The sequence below is a fragment of the Halomonas sp. I5-271120 genome, assembly GCF_030553075.1.
Lineage (GTDB): Bacteria > Pseudomonadota > Gammaproteobacteria > Pseudomonadales > Halomonadaceae > Onishia > Onishia taeanensis_A.
In genome coordinates, this window is the sequence record NZ_CP130701.1 from 2,317,640 (window position 1) to 2,338,473 (window position 20,834).

Below are 20,834 nucleotides of genomic sequence, written 5' to 3' on the forward strand. Positions count from 1 at the left end.
TTTTTATTCTGGTAGCCTTAATTGCTGCTCCGACGCTGGCGCTTTTTATAGTGCCCCCACGCCGGCACCTTCTGCCGTGCCGCTTTTTACCTTGCCGCGAGGCTGGCACTTTCTACCGAGCCCCGACGCTGGCACAGTAACGCCTCTTCAGATTTCCTTTCACGATGCAGGCCCTGCCGATGACCTTCTCGCCGCTTGAAGCCTATGAGCACGCCCTTGAGAACGGCTTTGTCGAGGACGCTGCCCAGCGCCAGGCTGCCGAGGCGCTGGACGCCTGCGTCGCGGCGCTGCACAGAGCGAACTCCCAGGGATCAGGAGCAGGGACAACGTCCCCACGGGCAGAACGCGCCAGGGGCCTCTACCTCTGGGGGCCGGTGGGGCGAGGCAAGACCTGGCTGATGGATCGTTTTGTGGCCTCGCTTGAGGTGCCGGCGCGCCGCCAGCATTTTCATCACTTCATGCGCTGGGTGCACCGGCGCCAGTTCCAGCTGATGGGTACCGCCGACCCGCTGGGCCAGCTGGCGGCTGAGCTTGCGGGTGAGGTGCGGGTGCTGTGCCTGGATGAGCTCTACGTCAACGACATCGCCGATGCCATGCTGCTGGGCGGTGTGCTGATAGCGCTGTTCGAGCAGGGCGTGGTGCTGGTTACCACCTCCAATCAGGCGCCGGATCAGCTCTACGCAGACGGCTTCAACCGCGAGCGCTTCCTGCCGGCCATCGCCGCCCTTGAGCGGCATCTTGAGGTGATTCACCTCGACGGCGGCCAGGACCATCGCCAGCATCCGGGCGAGGCGCATGAGCGCTATTGGGTGGTCGAGCCCGGCACGCCGAGCCCGCTGCCGGCAGTCTTCGAGGAATTGGCAGCAGGGCAAACGACCACGCGCGAGCCCATCACCCTTGGCCACCGTGAGATCGACGTGAATCAGCGAGGCGAGGACGTGCTCTGGTGTCGCTACGCCATGCTCTGCGAGCAGCCGCTGTCGGCGCTGGATTTCATCGGCCTGTGCGACCGGTTTCGGTCCATCCTGCTGGATGATGTGCCGAGCCTGGGCGGCGAGCCCGAGGCCGCGCGCATCGCCCGCGGCACCGAGGACGGCGTGGAGCGGGTGGTGGCAGGCGACCGGACGCTGCCCGCGCTCTCGCCCCAGGACGACGGCGTGCGCCGCTTCATTGCCCTGGTCGATGAGTGCTACGACCGGGGCATTCCTCTCTACCTCGCCGCCCGCGTGCCCCTCGAGGCGCTTTACTCCAAGGGGCACCTGGCCTTTCCGTTCCGGCGCAGTCTGAGTCGTCTGCAGGAGATGCAGCTTCGCCGCTTCGGTGCCTAGGCAGCGGCCGATCGGTGCTGAATGACCGGCCGTATAAGGACGAGGAGGGATTCGCCTAGCGAGAACCGCTCGCTGCTTCGCTGGCCGCCGCGCGCTTGTCACCGCGCAGCCCGTCGATGGCCAGCAGAACCAGCAGGCTCACTCCCAGCACCGGCATGCCAACCCCCAGTCCCAGGGCGATAACACCAAGCGCGAGCAGCGTGGCCGGCGGCAGGCGGCGCAGCAGCGGCCACAGGGCCTGCCCGGTGTTTGGCTGACGGCGCCGCCACCACATCATGTATCCCCAGCTCACCATGACGATGATGCCGATCCCGAGCCCGGCTAACAGTAGTTGGTTGGGCAGGCCGAACAGCACGCCCATGTGGGCATCGATGCCCCAGCGGGTCAGCTTGGCCGGCAGCGAGTAGTCGCCAAAGCGTACCTGATCGAGCACCTCAAAACTGTGTGGGTGGATGGCCACCTCGTCGACCTGTGAGGGCCAGCCGCGGTCGATCTCGCGCACCTTCCACGCTTGATCAGGGCCGGGCACCCTTAGCTCAATCTTGCCGGCATCCAGGCCCGCGTGGCGGGCCACGGCCAACACTCGGTCGATATCGCCCGTATTCAGAAGGGCCGTCCCGGCGTGCGAGGCCTGATGCTCCGCGTGGGCATTTGCGGCGGTGGGCGTACCGAGATCGAGCGACACCCTGGGGGTGCCCCAGCCACCGGCCTTGAGCAGGGTGAAGAAGTTGCCGCCTGCCCATTGCGACCAGGTCATGCCGGTGGCGGAGAGGGCAAGCATCCCTACCAGCAGCACCAGGCCCAGCAGGCTGTGGCGGCGGCGAGTGCGCAGGCGCTTGGCCGTCCGGGTCTGCTTGCGCGAATCGACCTGGGGCGTTGGTGAGAAGGCCCAGATGGCCAGGCCGCCGAGGGCCGCGAGCCACAGCCAGGACGCTGCCAGCTCACTGTAGAGCCGGCCGATATCGCCCTGCATCAGGTTGCGATGCAGCTGGTCGATGAAGCGTCGCAGTGGCAGCACACCGCTGGTGCCGTAGACCGTCAGGTCGCCGCGCACCGCAAGGCTCGTTGGGTCGATGAAGATGGCGCGATGCTCGCCGCCCTCGAGGCTTGGGTCGTTGAACATCACCCGGGTGGTGGTGCCGGGCTCTGGGGCCGGGCGCACGGCGCTGGGCGTGCGGTCATCCTCTATATAGGCCTTGGCCGCGGCGATCTGCTGGGCAAGCGGCGCTGGTAAGGCGCCCCCCGCGCTTTCTGCGGGATCAGTGGTCAAGGCCTCATGATAGATCGCCCGCTCAAGCGCCGGCGTCAGGGCATAGAGGGTGCCGGTCAGCGCCGCGAACAGGATGAAGGGGCCTACCATTAGGCCGATACAACCATGCAGGCGGATGATCAGCGCCTTGAGGGTGCTGGCGGTGCGCGGGGAAGCCGTCGCGGATTCGGTCATCGGGCGTCTCTGATGTATGGAGCGATGTCCTGCGGATCAGTGCAGGGCACAGGCCTGTTCGGCAGGCGGCCATGGCCGCCTGCCGTCAGGGGAGTGGGGTCACGACATCAGGGAGCGCGGCGGGGCGCGGGGCGCGAACGCCGGATAAGAGGCTTCGGAGTGCGCCAGCGGGAGACTGGCCACCGGACGTGCGCGGGTGGGTGGTGGCGTCGTTGCCAGTGGTGCCAGCGTCGGCACCAGCCCCGGAGTGTGGGCGAACAGCACGCAATAGCCGCAGGCGGCCAGGGCATCGGCGTGGTGACGCATCCCGCCGTGGTCGGCGGGCTCATGGGTCTCAGTCACGCTCGTAGCCTGAGCCTGAGCCTGAGCCATGGGCATGTCGGGCTGCTCATGCACCAGCAGGCGCTGCGATTGGCTGATCAGCGGGCCGACGAATACCAGCAGCATGGCGACCAGCGCCAGCCAGGCCAGGCGGCGGTCGGGTCGTATCCGCGGGCCGGTGTCGCCATGCGGGCGGTGGACGCGGGAGTGACGTACAGGCCTTGGCAAGAGAGCGGATATCCGAAGTGAAAGGAAGAAAGGAAAGAAGCGGGCCCAGGAGCGACGCTCGCCTGAGGATGATATAGCGCACTATAAAACAGCGGCCCTATGTCGCCTACCGGCGACATAGGGCCTATTGTCGCAGGGCTCGGTGCGGCGCTTGCGACAGGAGGGTGATAGTGAGGGTTGGCCTTGAAGGCAAGTCCTGGCGCGAGCTTGCCGACGCGCTCTGACAGCCGGTGGCTAATGTTCAGAGCTCAGGAAGTAGAACCCAGGGCCTGGGCTTTCAGCATTCCACTTAGGCATCGATGGCCTTGCCAACGAGCATGGCTCAAGAGCCGCTGCTGGCCCCGCCCAGCATGCCGCTGCGCAGGCCGGACTGGCTGGCATTTGAGTTGAGATGCTGGCGCACGCTGTCTTCCGGGGAGCCGGCCATCTCGCGGAACATGCCCATCGAACCGAGCAGCGCCGAGGACTCGTAGGGCACGAAGACCCGCTCGCCGTCCTTGGCCATGGTCGGCAGGGCCTTGATGTAGCTCTGACCGAGCAGGTAGCCGACTACGGTGCGCTTGTTCTCCTCGCTCTCGCCGATGGCGTTGAGCACCAGCTTGATCGATTCCTGCTCGCCCTGGGCGCGCAGAATGGCGGACTCCTTGTCGCCTTCGGCGTTGAGGATCGACGACTCGCGCTGACCCTGGGCCATGGCGATGGCGGCGGACTTCTCGCCCTCGGCTTCGGTGACGGTGGCACGACGCTTGCGCTCGGCGGCCATCTGCAGGCGCATCGCGGACTCGACCTCTTCGGGCATGGCGATGTCCTGCACCTCGACCCTTGAAATCTTCACGCCCCACTTTGAAGCCGGTTCTTCCATCGAGGCCTGGATCTCGTTGTTGACCTCGGCACGGGACTCGAACAGCTTGTCGAGTTCCATCTTGCCGACCACCGAGCGCAGGGTGGTCTTGGCCAGCACCTCGACTGCCTGGCTCATGTTCTCGACTTCGTAGACCGCCCGCTTGGGATCGATGATCTGATAGTAGAGTGCGCCGTTGATGGTCACGGTGACGTTGTCGGTGGTTACCACCGGCTGGCCGGGGAAGTCCATGACCGTTTCACGGCGGTCGATGCGAACCTCGTCGCTGGTCAGCGGCAGGTATTCCTCCCCCATCTTCTTGTAGCGGATCATGGTGATGGCGCGGGGCTGTTCGATGAAGGGGATGATGATATTGATGCCGCTCTCCAGCACCCGATTGAACGAGCCCAGCCGCTCGATGACCATGACCTCGGACTGGCGCACGATCACCAGCCCCTTGGCGATGACCACGATACCCATGACGACCACGATCAGGCTGAGAATCAGCCCCGGGCTCAACGGAAATTCCATTTTCACTGCTCCTGTGATGATGCGCTGGCGGATGCCAGCGTGACGATGGCGGTGGTGCCATCGAATTCCTTGAAGATGACTTCGGTGCCCGGTGGCAGACGAGTGGTGGTGCTATTGGCAACACGCAGGCGGTAGAAGTCGCCATTGATCTTTAGGCCGCTGGCGCCATCGAAGTCGCGGTCCAGCGTCAGGTAATGTCGCCCCTGCTCGGCGCCGCTGCCTGTGGTGCCATAGGCCACACCCTTAGGCGAGAAGCGTGGCCGAATCACCTTGATGGTCAGCGGAACCAGCACCCCGGCCAGCACGCCCATGGCGAGCAGTTGCCCGCTAACGGGTAGCCCGAGGGCGGCGGTGGTCGCCGCGGTCAGGGCGGCGGCGATGGCGAGTGCCAGCAGCAGCAGAGTGCCGGATGTTAGCTCGGCCAGACCGAGCACCAGGGCGGCGGCGAGCCAGAGCATCGCGGGGGTCCATTCCATGACGGTTCCTTGTGGGCAGGCCGGCTAGTCGCCGGTGTTATGCCGAGTACAGTGTTTCAGGCGAGGGTATCCGTGCCATTATCCGTGCGCTGCGTCGCTGAGGGGGTCAGCGCGGCGCGTCGGAAATCGCGCGGGGTTCACCGGTTTCATCGAGGATCACGCCCGGCGAGTAGGGCGTGGGCGTCTCGTCGCCAGGCGCACCGAGCACGGTCTCGCGGTGTCCATCCGGGTAGGTGTTGATGGTGCAGCCGGTGAGCAGCATCGCGAGCAGGAGGCCGGCAATAAGCGGCAGGGCGCGCAGACGTGGGTGTGGCATGGCGATGAGCCTTCTACGGATAGCACAAGATCGAAGCGTAATGCCGTGATCATACCCCGCCATTATGCCTGGTGACATCTTCGTGACCGCTCTCTTGGTGTCATATCATCGAACGTCATCCGCCTCTACCATGAAGGGACTGGCCGCTATCATGGCTATTGCCCCTTATCGAGGAGACACGCCGCATGTCGCAGCCCCTGACACGCCATAACCGACCCCAGCAGGTGCTCGATGCCATCGATGCCGCCAACGCCAGCCTTTCCGATGCCGACCGGGAGGCCAAGTTCGCCAAGCTGGCACAGTCGCCGTACCGCTTCTTTCGTGGCACCAATCATCTCTACTGGGACGATGTCTGGCACGATTGGCGCTTCGCGCTGTTCGGTGGCCTGCCCGAGACCCAGACCTGGCTGCAGGGCGATGCCCATGCCTACAATTTCGGCGCCTATGGCCACCACGACGATGCGGTGCGCTACGGCATGGATGATTTCGACGATGCCCTGATCGGCGACTATCAGTACGATCTTTGGCGGCTGGCCATTAGCCTGGTGCTCGACGCCCGCGAGAACGTCGGCCTGTCGCGCAAGGGTATCCGCAAGGCATTGAAGAAGCTGCTCGAGAGCTACCACGACGAGCTGGCCGGCCACGTGCGCGGCGAGGCGCCGATGGCCGTGACCCTCGAGACCGCCAAGGGACCGCTGGCGCCTTTCCTCGAGAAGGTGACCCGCAAGGAAAGCCGGGCCAAGATGCTCGACAAGTGGACCACTCTCGACGAGACGGGGCGGCGCTTCGCCGTCGAGGACCGCCCAGAGAAGCTGGCCCGGTTGCCTGCACACCTGGGCAGCCAGCTGCGTAAGGCCATCGAGGAGGAATACCGCAATACCCTGGGCGGGGCGCGCGCCGAGGCCGAGGAGGATCACTTCCGGGTCAAGGACATGGCGCGGCGTCTCGACGCCGGCACCGGCTCGCTGGGGCTCGAGCGCTATTACGTGCTGATCGAGGGCGGACGCAGGCTCGAACACAAGCATGAGCACGACGACGTGATTCTCGATGTGAAAGAACAGACGCCCCCTGAAGGCTGGCGCAAGATGAATGCCGCCGAGAAGCGTGCCTGGAAGGCCACCTTCCCCCATGAAGGCACACGTCATGCCGCCGCCTTCAGCGCCATCGCCGAGTATCCCGATCTCTACCTGGGCTGGCTGCACCTGGGCGAAAGGGTGTTTTCGGTGCGCGAGCGCTCGCCGTTCAAGGAAGACTTTCCCACCCACAAGCTCGACGGCGCCAAACCCTACCGTCAGCTGGTCAAACAGTGGGGGCGGATTCTCGCTCGCGAGCACCTGCGTGGCGCCCGTGCCCTTAACCAGGATGACCCGGCGCGCTTTGCACGCAATGTTTGCGAGCGACTCGATGGCCGGCTGGAGCCGTTCGTCGAGGTCGTCAGCACCCTGGCGGTGACCTATGCCGACTGCGTGGCACAGGATTACCGGGTCTTCGTCGAGGCCCGTATGCCCGGCTATTCGGACAAACCCTAGCCGGTGCTATGATCGGCAGATATTCAATTTCACACATATATCCCCAGGGAAGGACTCATGGCCAATATCCACAACGACAACTCGCTGTCTATCGGTAATACCCCGCTGGTGCGTCTGAACCGGGTAAACGCAGGCGCGACCATCTGGGCCAAGATCGAGGGCCGCAACCCGGCCTATTCGGTGAAGTGTCGGGTCGGTGCGGCGATGATCTGGGACGCCGAGGAACGCGGTCTGCTGACGCCGGACATGACCATCATCGAGCCAACCAGCGGCAATACCGGCATCGCACTTGCCTTCGCCGCTGCCGCTCGCGGCTACAAGGTGATGCTGACCATGCCAGCGTCGATGAGCCTGGAGCGGCGCCAGGTGCTCAAGGCACTGGGCGCCGAACTGGTGCTGACCGAGCCCGCCAAGGGCATGCCGGGGGCCATCGCCAAGGCCGAGGAAATCGCCGCGTCCGCGCCTGAACGCTACTTCATGCCCCAGCAGTTCAATAACCCGGCCAATCCGCGCATCCACGAGACCACCACCGGCCCCGAGATCTGGAACGACACCGACGGCGCGGTGGATGTGTTCGTTGCTGGGGTGGGCACCGGCGGCACCCTGACCGGTGTTTCGCGCTACATCAAGCAGACCCAGGGCAAGGCGATTACCAGCGTGGCCGTCGAACCCACTGACTCGCCTATCATCACCCAGACCCTGGCCGGCGAGCCCTTGGCCCCCGCGCCGCACAAAATTCAGGGGATCGGCGCCGGTTTCGTGCCCAAAAACCTCGATCTTGAGATGATCGACCAGGTCGAGCAGGTCAGCAACGAAGACGCCATGGCCATGTCGCACCGGCTAATGCTCGAGGAAGGCATCCTCTGTGGCACCTCCTGCGGAGCCGCCGTGGCCGCTGCCGTGCGTGTCGGCCAGCAGCCCGAACATCGCGGCAAGAATATCGTCGTGGTGCTACCCGATAACGCCGAGCGTTATCTGAGTTCCGCGCTCTTTGCCGACCGCTTTAGCGAACAGGAAACGGTGCAGTAAGGCCGATTGATGCAAGGCTCACGTCATCGGCAACGACGAATCATAAGGGCAGAAGCATGACGCTTGATCCAAGAATGATGGCTACGCTGGCGGCCATGGTGGCCTTCGTGCTGGGGGCGCTGGTGACTTCTGTGTTGGCCCGTCGACGGCGCCGTGAGGCGCTCAAGCAAGCCCAGGCCGAGGCACTGTCGCAGGCTGAGTCGCTGCGCGAGGCGTTGGCCCATCAGGCTGAGACGCTGGAAGCGCGTGACGCGATGCTTGCTGAGCGGGAGACGGCGCTGGTCGAGAAAGGCGAAGCGCTCTCTCAGGCCGAGCTTGCAAGGGCGCGTCTGGAGACCGAGCTTTCAAGTCTGCGAGAGAGGCTCACCGCCCGCGAGCAAGAAGTCGAGCGGCTTACTGATGCGCTTACCGAGTCTCGAGAGCGGGCTCAGGCGCTAGGCGAAGAGAAGGCGACGCTGACCGAGTCGCTGGCTCGGTTACGCGAGCACCAGACGGCACTCTCGGACGGTTTCCATGAGCGGTTGGTGGAGCGTGAGGAACGGCTCGAGCGGGCCGAGTCACAGCGCGTCAGGCTCGAGCAGGCGCTCGAGGAGAGCCAGGAGAAGGTCGCCGACCTGCGCGAGAATCTCCGCTCGGCAAGCACCCAGCGCGACGAGAAGCAGGCAGCGCTGGTCAACTATCAGGCCTGGTGGGAACGCGAGAAGGCTGCCCGCGAGACGCTGGCCGAAGAGCTTGCGAACCTGAAGACCACTCATGGCGAGCTGACCAGCACGCTCTCCCAGAAGCAGCAGCACTTCGACGAACAGCTGACGCTGATCAAGGAGAGTCGCGATCAGTTGAAGCAGGAGTTCGAGAACCTTGCCAATGAGATCCTCGAGCGCAAGGGCAAGGCCTTCTCGGACATGTCTCAGCAGCGCCTGACCGGCCTGCTGCAGCCGATCCAGAGTGAGATGAAGGGCTTTCGCGAGAAGGTTGAGTCCATCCATCAGCAGGAGAGCGAGCAGCGCGTGCAGCTGCGCACCGAGCTCAAGCACCTGCAGAGCCTGAACCAGGCGATCACCGATCAGGCCGACAAGCTGACCAACGCCCTGCAGGGCCAGAAGAAGATCCAGGGCAACTGGGGCGAGCTGATGCTCGAGAACGTGCTGGATGGTGCCGGCCTGCGCCGGGGCAAGGACTATGACCGCGAAGTCAGCTTCACCACCGAAGACGGTCGTCGCCGTCCAGATGCCATCGTCTACCTACCCCAGCAAAAACATTTGGTGATCGACGCCAAGACGTCGCTTGCCGCCTATACGCGCTATGTGAACGGCGACAGCGACGGCGAGCGGTATCAGGCACTTGCCGAGCACTGCAAGGCGGTGGGCGATCGCATCAACGAGCTCTCCGATCGCCACTACTATGATCTGCCGGGGCTCAACTCGCCGGAAGTGGTGGTGATGTTCATTCCCGTTGAGTCCGCCTACGTCGAGGCCCTCAAGCACGACGAGAGCCTCTATCAGCGTGCTATCGAAAACAACGTCCTGGTGGCCACCCCGACCACGCTGCTGACCAGCCTCAATATCGTGCGTCAGCTTTGGCGCTTCGAGGATCAGAGCCGACACTCGGCGGAGCTTGCCAGCCGTGCCGAAAAGTTCTACGACAAGCTGCGTGTGTTCCTTAACAGCATGGAAGACGTCGGCAAGAAGCTCGACGGCGCTCGCCTGAGCTTTGATAAGGCCATGAATCAGTTAAGCGCCGGCAAGGGCAACCTGATCAAGCAGACCAACGAGTTCCGCGAACTCGGCGTGGCGGTGAAGAAGGAACTGCCGCGGGAGATTACCGAGCGAGCGCGGCTGGAACTGGAGCCTGGCGGCATGGATAGCGGCGAGGTGGATAAAGGCAAGATCAATGACGATACGGTCGATGGCGGCGAAGAGGCTGAAGCGCCGGCCAAAATAGAGCAGGGCGAAGACTCGCATGGCGCGGCGCCGAACACCTCTGATCAAGCTGCCCCCGGCCAAGAAAACTCTGGCCAGGAAAGCTTGGCTCAAGAGAGCACTCATCATGAAGATTCAGGCGATGCGTCGTCACGGCCGACACTTGCCTGGGACTCCGCGGAGCGCCCATGAAAAAGGCTATGTACCCGTTACGTGTTGTATGTGACGCCCGACCGCTTCCTGAAGACAGTGAACGGGCTGTATCGCCTTGGCATAGCGCTCCAGCATGCGTCGCCAGCCGAGATAGTTGACCAAATACTTGGTGGCGACCCCATGGAAACGGCCCATCCAGCGCTTCAACCGGCTGTGGTAGGCAAAGCGCCCGCCCGGACTCGCTGCCCGGGCTTGGCATGCACCACCTGGTGGGTGATGCCGCAGTCTCTGGCAAAGGCCGCGTATACACTGGCACTGTCCGAGCACAACACGGACTCGCGATCAACCAAGGGCTGGAGCGCCTCCCGCACATGACGGGCATCGAGCTTCTTCAACTGGAAATCGGCCGTGTGGCCGGCTCGGTCGCGAACGACCATAGCCGGAATCTGGTCCGGTCCTGTGCCTCGTGTCGCCCCGACACCCCCTCGCTTGCGCGATGGTCGTGGCAGGCGACGTTGGCCTTTGAAGGATTCCAGGAAGAAGGTTTCGTCCGCTTCGATGATGCCGGTTTCGCGTGTGTCGCTATGCTCGGCGACCCGCGCCAGAAAACGATGTCGCCATCGGAAGGCCGTATTCTTGCTGATCCCACAGCGTCGCGCTGCCTCTCTTACCGTGAGCCCCTCGATCAGTGCCTGGGCATAGCCCAGCCAGCACTCGACCTGACGGAGACGCGCCAGTGGTGTGGCCGTCAAGGCATTGCAGGTACGACGGCACTCCCGTCACCGGTAGCGGCGCAACCCGCGGCTCCAACCCCATGGGGCTAACTGCGCGGCACCGGCCGCACAGTGCGGGCAGGCCTGGAGCGTCGGCAAGGTATCGTGGAGTGCGTCCTGCTGGGGTCGCTTTTGAAGCTGACACCGAAGAAGGTTCTTTTGTCTGGTGTTGAGTTGGGTCAGTTGACCAAGCCAATGCTGGAAGGCGTGGGCATCCATGAGCAGGTACCTCTCAAGGCATCTATCAACAGGATAGCTGTCCAACACGTAACGGGTACATAGCCATGAAAAAAGGGCAGGCAGGCTAGCAGCCTTAAACGTCATGCCTTTGGCTGTTGGAGAGCGACTGTCAGGATGCTCCGCCACGCCCTTCGATGGTTGTCATCACCCGCCAGGGGGCGGGCAGCATCGGCTGACGGGCGTGCCGATTGAGCTCCACGTTATCGCAGTCGACGTCTGAAATATCCTGACTCAAAATGCCCCGCGCTCATGCGCGGGGCATTTCGTTTCTGGGTCGCTTGGCCCTTATGAGCTATAGCCTTTTGGCTTACGCCCTATTGCTACGCCGGGGGGGATGCGACGGAGGATGAGCCGTTCAGGGTGAAGATTGACGAGGCTATCCATATCCACCATCAGCTGATCAATTAACGTCATAACAATGAAGAGGTCCGTTCGCATGTCACTACGCCAAGCGTTCACCGCTATGCTCATGCTGCCGCTCGCAGCCAGCGTGGCCCTGCCGGCCATGGCTTTCGAGGATGATGGCCTGACTATCTGGATGGGCGACAACAAGGGGCCCGAGGGCATCCGCGAGGTGGCCGACAGGTTCGCCCAAGATACTGGCATCGCCATTAACATCGTCAATCCTGACAATCTCACCGATCGCTTTCAGCAGGCGGCGGGCAGCGGCCAGGGCCCCGATATCGTGATCTGGGCTCACGACCGCATGGGAGAGTGGGCCAAGAGCGGGCTGCTGAAGCCGTTGGCGCCTAGTGAGGACTTCCGTGATCGCTACTTCGACTTCACTTGGGATGCGATGATCTGGAACGGAGAAACCTATGGCTATCCTATCTCGGTGGAGTCCTTGGGCCTGATCTACAACAAGGCGCTGGTCGGCGAGGTACCACAGAGCTTCGACGAACTCGCTGATCTTGATGCCAAACTCTCCCCTGAGGGCAAGAAGGCTATCCTCTTTGACTATGGTGAACCGTACTATGGCTGGTCTCTGCTGGCCGCAAACGGTGGCTACCCCTTCAAGCGCACAGCCGATGGCTTCGACGTCAATGACATCGGCGTCAATAATGCCGGCGCCGTAGAGGGGGCAAAGCGGTTGCGGGCATTGATCGAAAGCGGTGTGCTTCCTGAGGGTACCGATTACAGCGTCATGGACACACGCTTCAACCAGGGGGAAGTGGCCACCATGATAAGTGGGCCCTGGGCCTGGAATAACCTGCGCCAGAGCGGTATCGACTTCGGTGTGGCCCTGCTGCCCAAAGTCGGTGACGCCCGTGCCAAGCCATTGTTCGGTGTGATGACAGCGATGATCAATTCGGCCTCACCCAATGACTTCTTGGCCACCGAGTTCCTCGAGAACTATCTGCTCAGTGAGCCGGGTCTCCGCACTTTCAACAGTGATGGCTCGTTGGGAGCGGTAGCCCACAAGGTGTACCAGCAAGACTTGGAGAGCGATCCCAAGATTGCAGCCACCCTAGCCAACGCCGAAGTCGGTGAGCCGATGCCTAATATCCCTGAAATGGGCGCCTTCTGGTCGGCCATGGAACCAGCCCTGCAGAACATCGGTAGCGGTCGGCAATCACCCGAGGATGCTCTAGACGCCGCCGCGCGGCGCATGCGTCAGTAACGCCACCTCACCCATCGGAGCCCCGGGCTCCTTGGTCGGCCCCAGAATCATGCCGGGGCCGGCCTGTCGAGCAGGATCAATTGCATGTATACGACCAATGCTACGCGGGGTCTGCCGCGACATCGTTCCCGCGACCTGCGAGAGCGTTACTCCCGCTGGACAATGCGTGCGCTGCTTGTAGTGCTGATACTCGCCACACTTTGGCTTGTGGCGGCCTTCCATCTGCAGGGACAGTGGATGTTCGCGCTACTTTTCCTGGTACTGGGCACGTCGTTTGCCATCGTCTTCTTCAAGCGCTCGCTGATGAGCCATCGCTATATCTTTCCGGCTCTGGCCGGGATGGGCGTGTTCGTTATCTTTCCGTTGCTCTATACCATCGGGATCAGCTTCAGCAATTACAGCTCCAGTAACCTGCTAAGTGAGGAGCGGGTCCGCGATCAACTTCTGGATATGCGTTATCAGGCCGAAGGTGGCGCCTTCGATTTCTCGCTCTATGAAGAAGACGGTATGGCCAGGCTCTATCTTGAAGGGGACCCCAGCCTGGTCAGCCCACCGCTCAACCTGGCCAATTCGGAACCGCGCAGGGTGGGGCTCGACCGTGCGTCTGAGCCGCCCGCAGGCAAGCCGCTGGCGATGCGCGAGGTGATCCGTCAGCGCACCCTGCTGCAGGGCCTTACGCTGCAGACCCCTGATGGTGTAGAGCTACGCATGGCCGGACTCCGCCAGTTTGCACCGTTGTTGCCGCGTTACTCACAACTGGCTGAAGGGCGACTTCTAGACGAGCGAGATGGGGGAGTACTGACGCCGGATGAAGAGATCGGCTTCTTTGTCGATGAGAGCGGCCAGAGGATCAACCCGGGCTGGCCGGTAGCGGTTGGATTGGATAACTATAAGAAGATCTTCACCGACCCGGCCATCCGCGGTCCCTTCATGCAGATATTCGTATGGACCTTCGTTTTTGCCGGATTGACGGTGGTCTTCACTCTGGCGGTGGGGTTCATCCTAGCCACCCTACTGCAGTGGGAGCAGCTCAAGGGCAAGGCTGTCTATCGTACCCTTTTGATTCTGCCCTATGCGGTGCCGGCCTTTATCTCGATCCTGATCTTCAAGGGCATGTTTAACCAGAACTACGGTGAGATAAATCTGATCCTTGAGAACCTTTTTGGCATCAGTCCTGATTGGTTTACGGATCCGGCTCTGGCCCGAGCCATGCTGCTGATCGTCAACACTTGGCTGGGCTACCCCTACATGCTGTTGCTGTGCATGGGGCTGATCCAATCTATTCCTCGTGATCTATACGAAGCCTCGGCGGTGGATGGAGGTGGGCCGCTCACCAACATGATGCAGATCACCTTGCCATTGATCCTCAAACCGCTGACGCCACTGTTGATCGCCGCTTTCGCTTTCAATTTCAATAACTTCGTTTTGATTGCACTGCTTACGGGTGGAAGCCCCGACATACTGGGTGCGAGCACGCCAGCGGGTACCACCGATTTGCTGGTGAGTTACACCTATCGCATTGCCTTTCAGGATGCCGGCCAGAACTTTGGCTTGGCAGCGGCCATCGCCACCCTGATTTTTCTGCTGGTGGTTGGCTTATCGCTGCTCAATCTGCGCTTGTCGAAGGTCAAGGTCTAGAAGGATTTGTCTTATGGCTATGGTTCAACCCCGTTCGATCCGCGCCCGCAAACTAGGCGCACACCTCGCCTTGCTAAGCTTTGTCGCGCTGGTGGTGTTTCCGCTGCTGTTGGTGATCTCAATTTCCTTTCGCGAGGGCAATTTTGCGACCGGTAGCCTGATCCCCGAGCGTTTCGCCCTTGAGCATTGGGCATTGGCGCTGGGCATTCCTTGGGAGCGTGCCGATGGCAGCGTGGTGCAGCCGCCATTTCCTGTTCTGCTATGGCTATGGAACTCGATCAAGGTGGCGGTGGTGTCCTCGTTGATGATCCTGCTGCTCTCCACCACCAGCGCTTATGCTTTCGCCCGAATGCGCTTCAAAGGCAAGGCGCCGATTCTCAAGGGCATGCTGATCTTTCAGATGTTCCCAGCGGTACTCTCGCTGGTGGCTCTTTACGCCCTGTTCGACCGTCTGGGGCAACTGGTTCCCTGGCTCGGCATCAATACCCATGGTGCGCTCATCGTCGCCTCATTGGGGGCGGTGGCGCTACATATCTGGACCATCAAAGGCTACTTCGAGTCTATCGACGGTTCGCTTGAGGAAGCCGCCATGGTTGACGGAGCCAGCACCTGGCAGGCCTTTTGCCATATTCTGCTGCCGTTATCGGTTCCGATCCTGATGGTGGTGTTCATCCTCGCCTTCATCATGTCGATCATGGAGTATCCGATGGCCTCGGTGCTTCTGCTCGACGAAGACAAGCTGACCCTGGCAGTTGGTGCCCAGCAATACCTGGCAGATCACAACCAGCGCTGGGGGGACTTCGCTGCAGCGGCGGTGCTTTCTGGCCTGCCTATTACGGTCATTTTCCTGCTTTGCCAGCGCTGGATCGTCGGCGGTCTGACCTCCGGCGGGGTCAAAGGCTGAACTCGCTTCGGCCCTTTGATGTGATTTCAAGCTTTGCTGCATTCCCCGCCTTTCGGCGGGGTTTTTTTCTTACACGCTCGACCTTTTATGAGTTTCTACGCCTTATCTGGGTAATCCTACGCCCTGTTACCACGCCTCAATAGGAAGTCGGGGGGAGGACAAAATCGGCCAGAGAGTGAGGGAAAGTAATACGTCAAGGCTCATCTGCATCACGGGCCTGACACACGCCTTTTCTGCTCACAACTCGCAAAATAACAATGAGGCCACGATGAAAATCCAGCACCGCTATACCTTTCCACTCGTCACTTTGACTGCTGCTATTGTCACGGCCGCGTCAGGTAATGTTCAGGCAGCCGATGTCGATTTTCACGGCTATGCCCGCTCGGGGATCGGCACCACTTCCGGTGGTGGCGACCAGGCTTGTTTCCAGGCCGCGGGCGCCTCGGCCAAGTATCGCCTAGGTAATGAATGTGAGACCTATGCCGAGCTCGGATTAGGCTCCACGCTATTCGAGGAGGAAGGCAAGAGCTTTTATTTCGACAGCCTGGTGGCCTACGTCAATGAACAAGCCAACGATTTCGAATCTCTGGATGGTGACACTTCAGATGGCAATACCATTGCCCTGCGTCAGGTGAATGTGCAGGCCACCGGCTTGGTCGATGCCGCACCCGAGGCAACTATCTGGGCAGGTAAGCGCTTCTATCAGCGTCATGATATCCATATGAACGACTTTTACTACTGGGACCTTTCCGGGCCAGGTGGTGGTATTGAGAACATTGATCTGGGCATCGGAAAGTTGAGCCTCGCCTGGCTTCGAAATACCAGCCAGGATAACGAGTTTCCGGACAGTCAGCAGAATTTGGCCAATAATACCTTCGATGTGCGCCTGGCCGGCCTCTCGACGAACCCTGATGGCCAGTTGGAACTTGGCTATGACTATGGCTCCGCGACCTTGACCAAGGCTCAGGACAATGCCGGTGTCGATCCGCAAAGCGGCCACATGCTGACCCTTGAGCATACTCAGGGCAACTGGCTGGGTGGTTTTAACAAGGCAGTGGTTCAGGTCGCCAATGACGGCATGATCGGCAGTACGGGCAAGTCGAATACATCTTCAACTGGGCCTCAGGGTGAGATGCTGCGCCTGATTGATCACGGCTTAGTCAACCTAAGCCCGGACATCGACATGCTTTATGCCCTGATCTACGAGGATCGGGATCTGGATACCGGTGATGGCCAGACCTGGATGTCGGCGGGAATTCGCCCCACCTACTACTGGTCCGAGACCCAGAGTACCGCTCTCGAACTGGGCTATGATCGGGTCAAGCCCCAGGGTAGCGGCAAAGATACGGCCAACCTGGCCAAGCTGACCATCGCTCAGCAGTGGTCGGCGGGCCGCAGTGCCTTCGCTCGCCCGGTGTTGCGTGCTTTTGCCACCTATGCCCATTGGAATGGCAACGGCTACAACGCCGCCAGCGAATCCATTGAAGACGGCGAAAGCAATGGTGTGACCCTCGGCCTGCAGGCCGAGGCCTGGTGGTAACTCTCAGCGCTCGCGATCGATAGGTCCTTTATGCTTGCCGGCTCCTCTGGGGCCGGCTTTTTGGCTTCACAGGTGGGGCGAAGCCCCTAGGAGATGCAGATGTACGCCGATAAATGGTTGGCCATGGGTCTACTCGCCACGCTGCTTTCCGGCTGCGCTTTGGCACCCGAGCCAGTCGAGGAGGGGCACGTGGTGTCGACGGACTGGCTGGCTCAGTCACCCGACTGTTGCCAAGGTCTCGCGGATCTGCCGCCAACCGCTATGCAGTTGGAGACCCGTCAGGTGCTGGTTTTTGATGCCGATACGCCGGTACATGCCTTTGCCAGCGGCAAAAGCCCCTTTCATGCTCTGGACCTGCCGACCGATGTCGGTCCCGTGCAAGTCGAGGTGACGAGCGAGGTCATGCGGGACAGGCGCGGGTCCCTGGAGGTTATCGCGCCTACCCTGCTGTTGCTGGATCGCGAGGGCCGCGTGCAGCGGCGACTAGACTGGCAGGCCTTCGATTATCGACCTTCACGCGGCTTGGCTCCCGACCGCTTGACGGCATCACTCGGCATTAATCCTTCAGTCGAGGCGGCACGACTAGTGGTTCTGACCACGTCCGAGGCACTGGCGGCCACCACCGAGGTTCTGCATCCGTCCAGGGCCCGTGCTCAAGCCCGCCACCTGGCCGACCCTGCGTTGACCAATCCCCGGGCGCGCCATGTGGCTAGGGGTGAGGTGGTTCTTCGGGTGAGTGTCTTGGGAGAGCAAGGGCGCTGGAGTAAAACGCGACCCGCCGGGGCTTCACTTCCGCCAGCAGTCACCGAGGGCTCGGCTCTGGATGGGCTCGCCATCCGGCGCCTGATCCGGGCGGCACTCAAGGCCGATGACATCGACCTTGCCATGGCACTGGCTGAGCGCGCCGAAGGTGCTGGTGAGACCGGAACCCGAGCATGGCTCGCCGAGCAGTTGCGGGTACGCTAAACACGCCTAGCAGTATGGCTCAATGAGAAGGCCCCGACGCCTGCGTCGGGGCCTTTGTCATGGGGCTAAGCGAGAAGTTGCTGGGTAAGGCGGGATCAGCGTGTAACGCCGGGAACCTCGACCTGGCGGGGGCAAGCATCGCCGTTGGCAGCGAACAGGTGGCAATGCGCCCCTGATAGTCCGAGATTAACCCACTGGCCTTCTTTTAGCTCCGCGAGGCCGTCCAGACGCTGGGTCATGGGTGCCTCGACCCCCTCCACGGAGAGGTGCGCCAGACTTTCATAGCCTAGCTTTTCGGCAACCACCAGCCGTGCTTCGAGGGTGGCATCGGCCCCCTCGGCTGCGACGAAGTCTTCGGCACGTACTCCTAACGTGGCTGTGTCGCCAACCTGTAAGCCTCGGCCGTCAACTGCTACGGCCAGGGTTTCTCCGGAGGGCAGGCGCACGCTTGTGTGCTTTGCTCCGGGGTCGATCACGGTCACTGGCAGGGTATTGATACGCGGCGAACCGATGAACTCAGCGACCTCAAGTGTATGCGGGAAGTGATAGAGCGACAGTGGGGCGCCCACCTGGGCGATACGACCGCTCGAGAGCAGCACGATGCGGTCGGCCAGGGTCATGGCCTCGACCTGGTCATGGGTCACGTAAACCATGGTCGCGCCGAGCCGTTTATGCAGCGCGGCGATCTGCACCCGCATCTCCACTCGCAGTGAAGCATCGAGGTTGGATAATGGTTCATCGAACAGGAACACCGCCGGCTCTTTGACCAGGGTCCGGCCGATCGCCACCCGCTGCCGCTGACCGCCGGATAGGTCCTTGGGCTTGCGCTCGAGCAGTGGCGTCAGCCGTAGAATCTCGGCCGCATGCTGGACGCGGCGCTGGATTTCGGACTTGTCGGTGCGGGCGAGCTTGAGGCCGAAGGCCATGTTTTCCGCCACCGTCATATGCGGATAAAGAGCATAGGATTGGAAGACCATGCCGATATCCCGCTCCTGAGGCGGTATCTCGTTGATACGCTCGACGTCTAGGCACATCTCTCCTTGGCTGATGTCCTCGAGCCCGGCGATCATGCGCAGCAGGGTTGATTTACCGCAGCCCGAGGGGCCGACGAAGACCACGAATTCACCGTCCTCAATGGTCAGGTCGATATGTCGCGAGATCTCGACGCCGTCGTAGTCCTTACCGATGTCATCGAGTGTCAGACGTCCCATTGTGCATCCTCCTCGTCGTTTTGCGGGCAGCGGGCGATGGCGATGCCGAAGGCTGGCAGGGTGAGGGAGGCGTCCTGCCAGCGGCCATTGACCATCGATGGCGCATCATCGATGGCCTTGGCTGCACGGGGAGCCGGAAGCTCGCGTGCCTGGTCGGAGAAGTTTAGTGCTACTAACAGACGTTGATCGGGATCGCTGGCCGCATGGCTGCGCTCGAAGCAGAGCACGTCGTCATGCACCGGATGGTAGCGGATGTCGCCCTTGATCAGCGCCGGTTGAGTGCGCCGGAAAGCTAGGAAGGAGCGATAGTGGTTGAGCAGCGAGTCAGGCTCATTGTCCTGCTGGTCGACGGCAAGCCCCAAGTGACTTTCTGGCATCGGCAGCCAGGGCATGGCGCGGGAGAAGCCGCCGTGAAGGGTATCAGCCTCCCACGGCATAGGTGTTCGGCAACCATCACGCCCCTTGTAAGCTGGCCAGAACGCGATGCCGGCGGGGTCGACCAACTGCTCGAAGGTGAGCTCGGCCTCGGGCTGGCCCAGTTCTTCGCCCTGATAGAGGCAGATGCTGCCGCGCTGGGTGAGCAGGAAGGCCAAGTAAAGGCGCAGTGCAGCGTTATTGCCCTCGGCCTGCCAGCGGGTGGCGAGGCGAGTCACGTCGTGGTTGCCCAGCGCCCAGCACGGCCAGCCATCGCCGATACGCGCTTCCATCTCGGTCAGGGTCTTGTGCAGGAATGCCGGATCGTGGCGTTCGCCGAGCAGGTCGAAGGAGTAGGCCATGTGCAGGCGGTTACCGCCCCGCGTGTAATCGGCCATCACGCTCAGCGAGTCATCGTCGCCCACCTCGCCGACGCTGGTGGAGCCGGGGTATTCGTCGAGTAGTGCGCGCAGCTTTTCGAGGAACACCAGATTCTCTGGCTGAGTTTTATCGTGGAGGTGAAGCTGGAAGCCGTAGGGGTTGTCGGGCCTAACGCCGATGAAGCCTTCGGCCAACTCCTCTCGGGGCGGGTTGTCTTTCAGCGCTCCGTGGGTGCAGAAATTGATCGCGTCGAGACGAAAGCCGTCGACGCCTCGCTCCAGCCAGAATCGCACCTCGCCGAGGATCGCCTCGACAACTTCGGGGTTACGGAAATTGAGGTCCGGCTGCTCGACGAGGAAGTTGTGCAGGTAGTACTGGCAGCGACGGGTATCCCATTGCCAAGCGCTGCCGCCGAAGATTGCCTGCCAGTTGGTGGGTGGGGCGCCGTCAGCCTTGGGATCGGCCCATACATACCAGTCTGCCTTCGGGTTGTCGCGACTCGCTCGGCTCTCCTGAAACCAAGCGTGCTGGTCGGAGGTGTGTGAGAGCACCTGGTCGATAGTGACCTTCAGGCCGCGGGCATGAGCGGCTTCCACTAAGCGGTCGAAGTCCTCAAGGGTTCCAAACATCGGGTCGACGCTGCGGTAGTCGCTGATGTCGTAACCGAAATCTAGCATCGGTGAGGTGAAGAAAGGCGACAGCCATATGGCGTCGATGTTCAGTGACGCGATGTAGTCGAGCCGGTCGATGACGCCCTGCAGATCACCGATGCCGTCGTCGTTGGTGTCCATGAAACTGCGCGGATAGATCTGGTAGATCACCGCGCCGCGCCACCAGTCCGCACCTTGGTTACTGAGCCGAGAAATGTCGTTGGTCATGTGCTTTGTCCTTGCCGTGTGGCTAGAGGCCAGGTGTGACCGCGCATCGGTTCGCGGGGCGCCAGCCTTACGAGAAACGTACGGGATATGTTGGCGGCAGTGCCGAAGAGGAACATCCTCCTGGCGTCGATGTGGCAGGCGTAGGCGGGGGGA

Annotated in this window: 16 protein-coding genes and 1 pseudogene; 9 read left to right on the top strand and 8 right to left on the bottom strand. The window is 62.0% G+C overall.

All coding sequences use genetic code 11. The features are described from left to right. The first annotated feature begins 164 nt into the window (after nt 1–164). Entirely contained in the window at nt 165–1,328 is a 1,164-nt protein-coding gene (gene zapE / locus Q2K57_RS10380) for a cell division protein ZapE (RefSeq protein ID WP_304524982.1), read from the top strand. A 55-nt stretch (nt 1,329–1,383) separates the two neighbouring features. Here the strand turns inward: zapE and Q2K57_RS10385 are convergent, their stop codons facing one another. The 5 genes from Q2K57_RS10385 to Q2K57_RS10405 all read right to left on the bottom strand — a co-directional run bounded on the left by Q2K57_RS10385 (nt 1,384) and on the right by Q2K57_RS10405 (nt 5,485). Next, a complete protein-coding gene (locus Q2K57_RS10385) occupies nt 1,384–2,772 on the bottom strand; it encodes a PepSY domain-containing protein (protein WP_304524983.1) in 1,389 nt (462 codons plus the stop codon). A 99-nt stretch (nt 2,773–2,871) separates the two neighbouring features. After that, nucleotides 2,872–3,321 (bottom strand): DUF2946 domain-containing protein, encoded by a 450-nt coding sequence (locus tag Q2K57_RS10390; RefSeq protein WP_304524984.1) that lies wholly within the window; start codon nt 3,319–3,321, stop codon nt 2,872–2,874. Nucleotides 3,322–3,643: 322 nt separating this feature from the next. After that, nucleotides 3,644–4,693: an SPFH domain-containing protein gene (locus Q2K57_RS10395; protein ID WP_304524985.1), complete on the bottom strand. Its 1,050-nt coding sequence runs from the start codon at nt 4,691–4,693 to the stop codon at nt 3,644–3,646. Between the two features lie 2 nt (nt 4,694–4,695). Beyond that, nucleotides 4,696–5,169: an NfeD family protein gene (locus tag Q2K57_RS10400; RefSeq protein WP_304524986.1), complete on the bottom strand. Its 474-nt coding sequence runs from the start codon at nt 5,167–5,169 to the stop codon at nt 4,696–4,698. Between the two features lie 106 nt (nt 5,170–5,275). Continuing rightward, the gene (locus Q2K57_RS10405; RefSeq protein WP_112055155.1) at nt 5,276–5,485 is read right to left on the bottom strand and encodes a hypothetical protein; all 210 of its coding nucleotides are present in this window, start codon (nt 5,483–5,485) and stop codon (nt 5,276–5,278) included. 185 nt (nt 5,486–5,670) lie between these two features. On the opposite strand from Q2K57_RS10405, the gene Q2K57_RS10410 reads away from it, so the two are divergent. The 3 genes from Q2K57_RS10410 (at nt 5,671) to rmuC (ending at nt 10,154) form a co-directional block, all read left to right on the top strand. Continuing rightward, nucleotides 5,671–7,014, top strand: a complete 1,344-nt coding sequence (locus Q2K57_RS10410; RefSeq protein ID WP_304524987.1) for a DUF2252 domain-containing protein — start codon at nt 5,671–5,673, stop codon at nt 7,012–7,014. A gap of 57 nt (nt 7,015–7,071) precedes the next feature. Beyond that, complete coding sequence (gene cysK / locus Q2K57_RS10415) at nt 7,072–8,043, top strand: cysteine synthase A (RefSeq protein WP_304524988.1); 972 nt, start codon at nt 7,072–7,074, stop codon at nt 8,041–8,043. 74 nt (nt 8,044–8,117) lie between these two features. Continuing rightward, on the top strand, nt 8,118–10,154 hold the full coding sequence (gene rmuC / locus Q2K57_RS10420; protein WP_304524989.1) for a DNA recombination protein RmuC: 2,037 nt from the start codon (nt 8,118–8,120) through the stop codon (nt 10,152–10,154). Nucleotides 10,155–10,160: 6 nt separating this feature from the next. Here rmuC and Q2K57_RS10425 read toward each other — a convergent pair. Beyond that, nucleotides 10,161–11,107 (bottom strand): annotated as a pseudogene (locus Q2K57_RS10425) (IS1595 family transposase). Between the two features lie 457 nt (nt 11,108–11,564). Between Q2K57_RS10425 and malE the strand changes: the two are divergent. From malE to Q2K57_RS10450, 5 genes are all read left to right on the top strand, one after another. Beyond that, a complete protein-coding gene (gene malE, locus Q2K57_RS10430; protein ID WP_112055158.1) occupies nt 11,565–12,749 on the top strand; it encodes a maltose/maltodextrin ABC transporter substrate-binding protein MalE in 1,185 nt (394 codons plus the stop codon). 84 nt (nt 12,750–12,833) lie between these two features. After that, a complete protein-coding gene (malF, locus tag Q2K57_RS10435) occupies nt 12,834–14,387 on the top strand; it encodes a maltose ABC transporter permease MalF (RefSeq protein WP_112055159.1) in 1,554 nt (517 codons plus the stop codon). A 13-nt stretch (nt 14,388–14,400) separates the two neighbouring features. Next, nucleotides 14,401–15,291 carry a maltose ABC transporter permease MalG gene (malG, locus tag Q2K57_RS10440; protein ID WP_112055160.1) on the top strand — a complete coding sequence of 297 codons (891 nt, stop codon included), beginning with the start codon at nt 14,401–14,403 and terminating at the stop codon, nt 15,289–15,291. Nucleotides 15,292–15,559: 268 nt separating this feature from the next. Next, nucleotides 15,560–16,831: a maltoporin gene (locus tag Q2K57_RS10445; RefSeq protein ID WP_112055161.1), complete on the top strand. Its 1,272-nt coding sequence runs from the start codon at nt 15,560–15,562 to the stop codon at nt 16,829–16,831. Between the two features lie 99 nt (nt 16,832–16,930). Beyond that, nucleotides 16,931–17,797 carry a MalM family protein gene (locus Q2K57_RS10450; RefSeq protein WP_181463078.1) on the top strand — a complete coding sequence of 289 codons (867 nt, stop codon included), beginning with the start codon at nt 16,931–16,933 and terminating at the stop codon, nt 17,795–17,797. 95 nt (nt 17,798–17,892) lie between these two features. On the opposite strand, the gene ugpC is transcribed toward Q2K57_RS10450, so the two are convergent. Both ugpC and Q2K57_RS10460 read right to left on the bottom strand, forming a co-directional pair. After that, nucleotides 17,893–19,008, bottom strand: coding sequence for a sn-glycerol-3-phosphate ABC transporter ATP-binding protein UgpC (gene ugpC, locus Q2K57_RS10455; protein ID WP_112055163.1), 1,116 nt, complete (start codon nt 19,006–19,008; stop codon nt 17,893–17,895). Next, nucleotides 18,996–20,681, bottom strand: a complete 1,686-nt coding sequence (locus Q2K57_RS10460; protein ID WP_112055164.1) for an alpha-glucosidase family protein — start codon at nt 20,679–20,681, stop codon at nt 18,996–18,998. Before Q2K57_RS10460 ends, ugpC begins: the two co-directional genes overlap by 13 nt. Between the last annotated feature and the right edge of the window lie 153 nt (nt 20,682–20,834).

Excerpts from the sequence above, each read along its gene's own strand:
- zapE (WP_304524982.1), top strand. The coding sequence starts at position 165 with ATGCAGGCCCTGCCGATGACCTTCTCGCCGCTTGAAGCCTATGAGCAC.
- Q2K57_RS10385 (WP_304524983.1), bottom strand. The coding sequence starts at position 2,772 with ATGACCGAATCCGCGACGGCTTCCCCGCGCACCGCCAGCACCCTCAAG.
- Q2K57_RS10395 (WP_304524985.1), bottom strand. The coding sequence starts at position 4,693 with ATGGAATTTCCGTTGAGCCCGGGGCTGATTCTCAGCCTGATCGTGGTC.
- Q2K57_RS10400 (WP_304524986.1), bottom strand. The coding sequence starts at position 5,169 with ATGGAATGGACCCCCGCGATGCTCTGGCTCGCCGCCGCCCTGGTGCTC.
- Q2K57_RS10405 (WP_112055155.1), bottom strand. The coding sequence starts at position 5,485 with ATGCCACACCCACGTCTGCGCGCCCTGCCGCTTATTGCCGGCCTCCTG.
- Q2K57_RS10410 (WP_304524987.1), top strand. The coding sequence starts at position 5,671 with ATGTCGCAGCCCCTGACACGCCATAACCGACCCCAGCAGGTGCTCGAT.
- cysK (WP_304524988.1), top strand. The coding sequence starts at position 7,072 with ATGGCCAATATCCACAACGACAACTCGCTGTCTATCGGTAATACCCCG.
- rmuC (WP_304524989.1), top strand. The coding sequence starts at position 8,118 with ATGATGGCTACGCTGGCGGCCATGGTGGCCTTCGTGCTGGGGGCGCTG.
- malE (WP_112055158.1), top strand. The coding sequence starts at position 11,565 with ATGTCACTACGCCAAGCGTTCACCGCTATGCTCATGCTGCCGCTCGCA.
- malF (WP_112055159.1), top strand. The coding sequence starts at position 12,834 with ATGTATACGACCAATGCTACGCGGGGTCTGCCGCGACATCGTTCCCGC.
- malG (WP_112055160.1), top strand. The coding sequence starts at position 14,401 with ATGGCTATGGTTCAACCCCGTTCGATCCGCGCCCGCAAACTAGGCGCA.
- Q2K57_RS10445 (WP_112055161.1), top strand. The coding sequence starts at position 15,560 with ATGAAAATCCAGCACCGCTATACCTTTCCACTCGTCACTTTGACTGCT.
- Q2K57_RS10450 (WP_181463078.1), top strand. The coding sequence starts at position 16,931 with ATGTACGCCGATAAATGGTTGGCCATGGGTCTACTCGCCACGCTGCTT.
- ugpC (WP_112055163.1), bottom strand. The coding sequence starts at position 19,008 with ATGGGACGTCTGACACTCGATGACATCGGTAAGGACTACGACGGCGTC.
- Q2K57_RS10460 (WP_112055164.1), bottom strand. The coding sequence starts at position 20,681 with ATGACCAACGACATTTCTCGGCTCAGTAACCAAGGTGCGGACTGGTGG.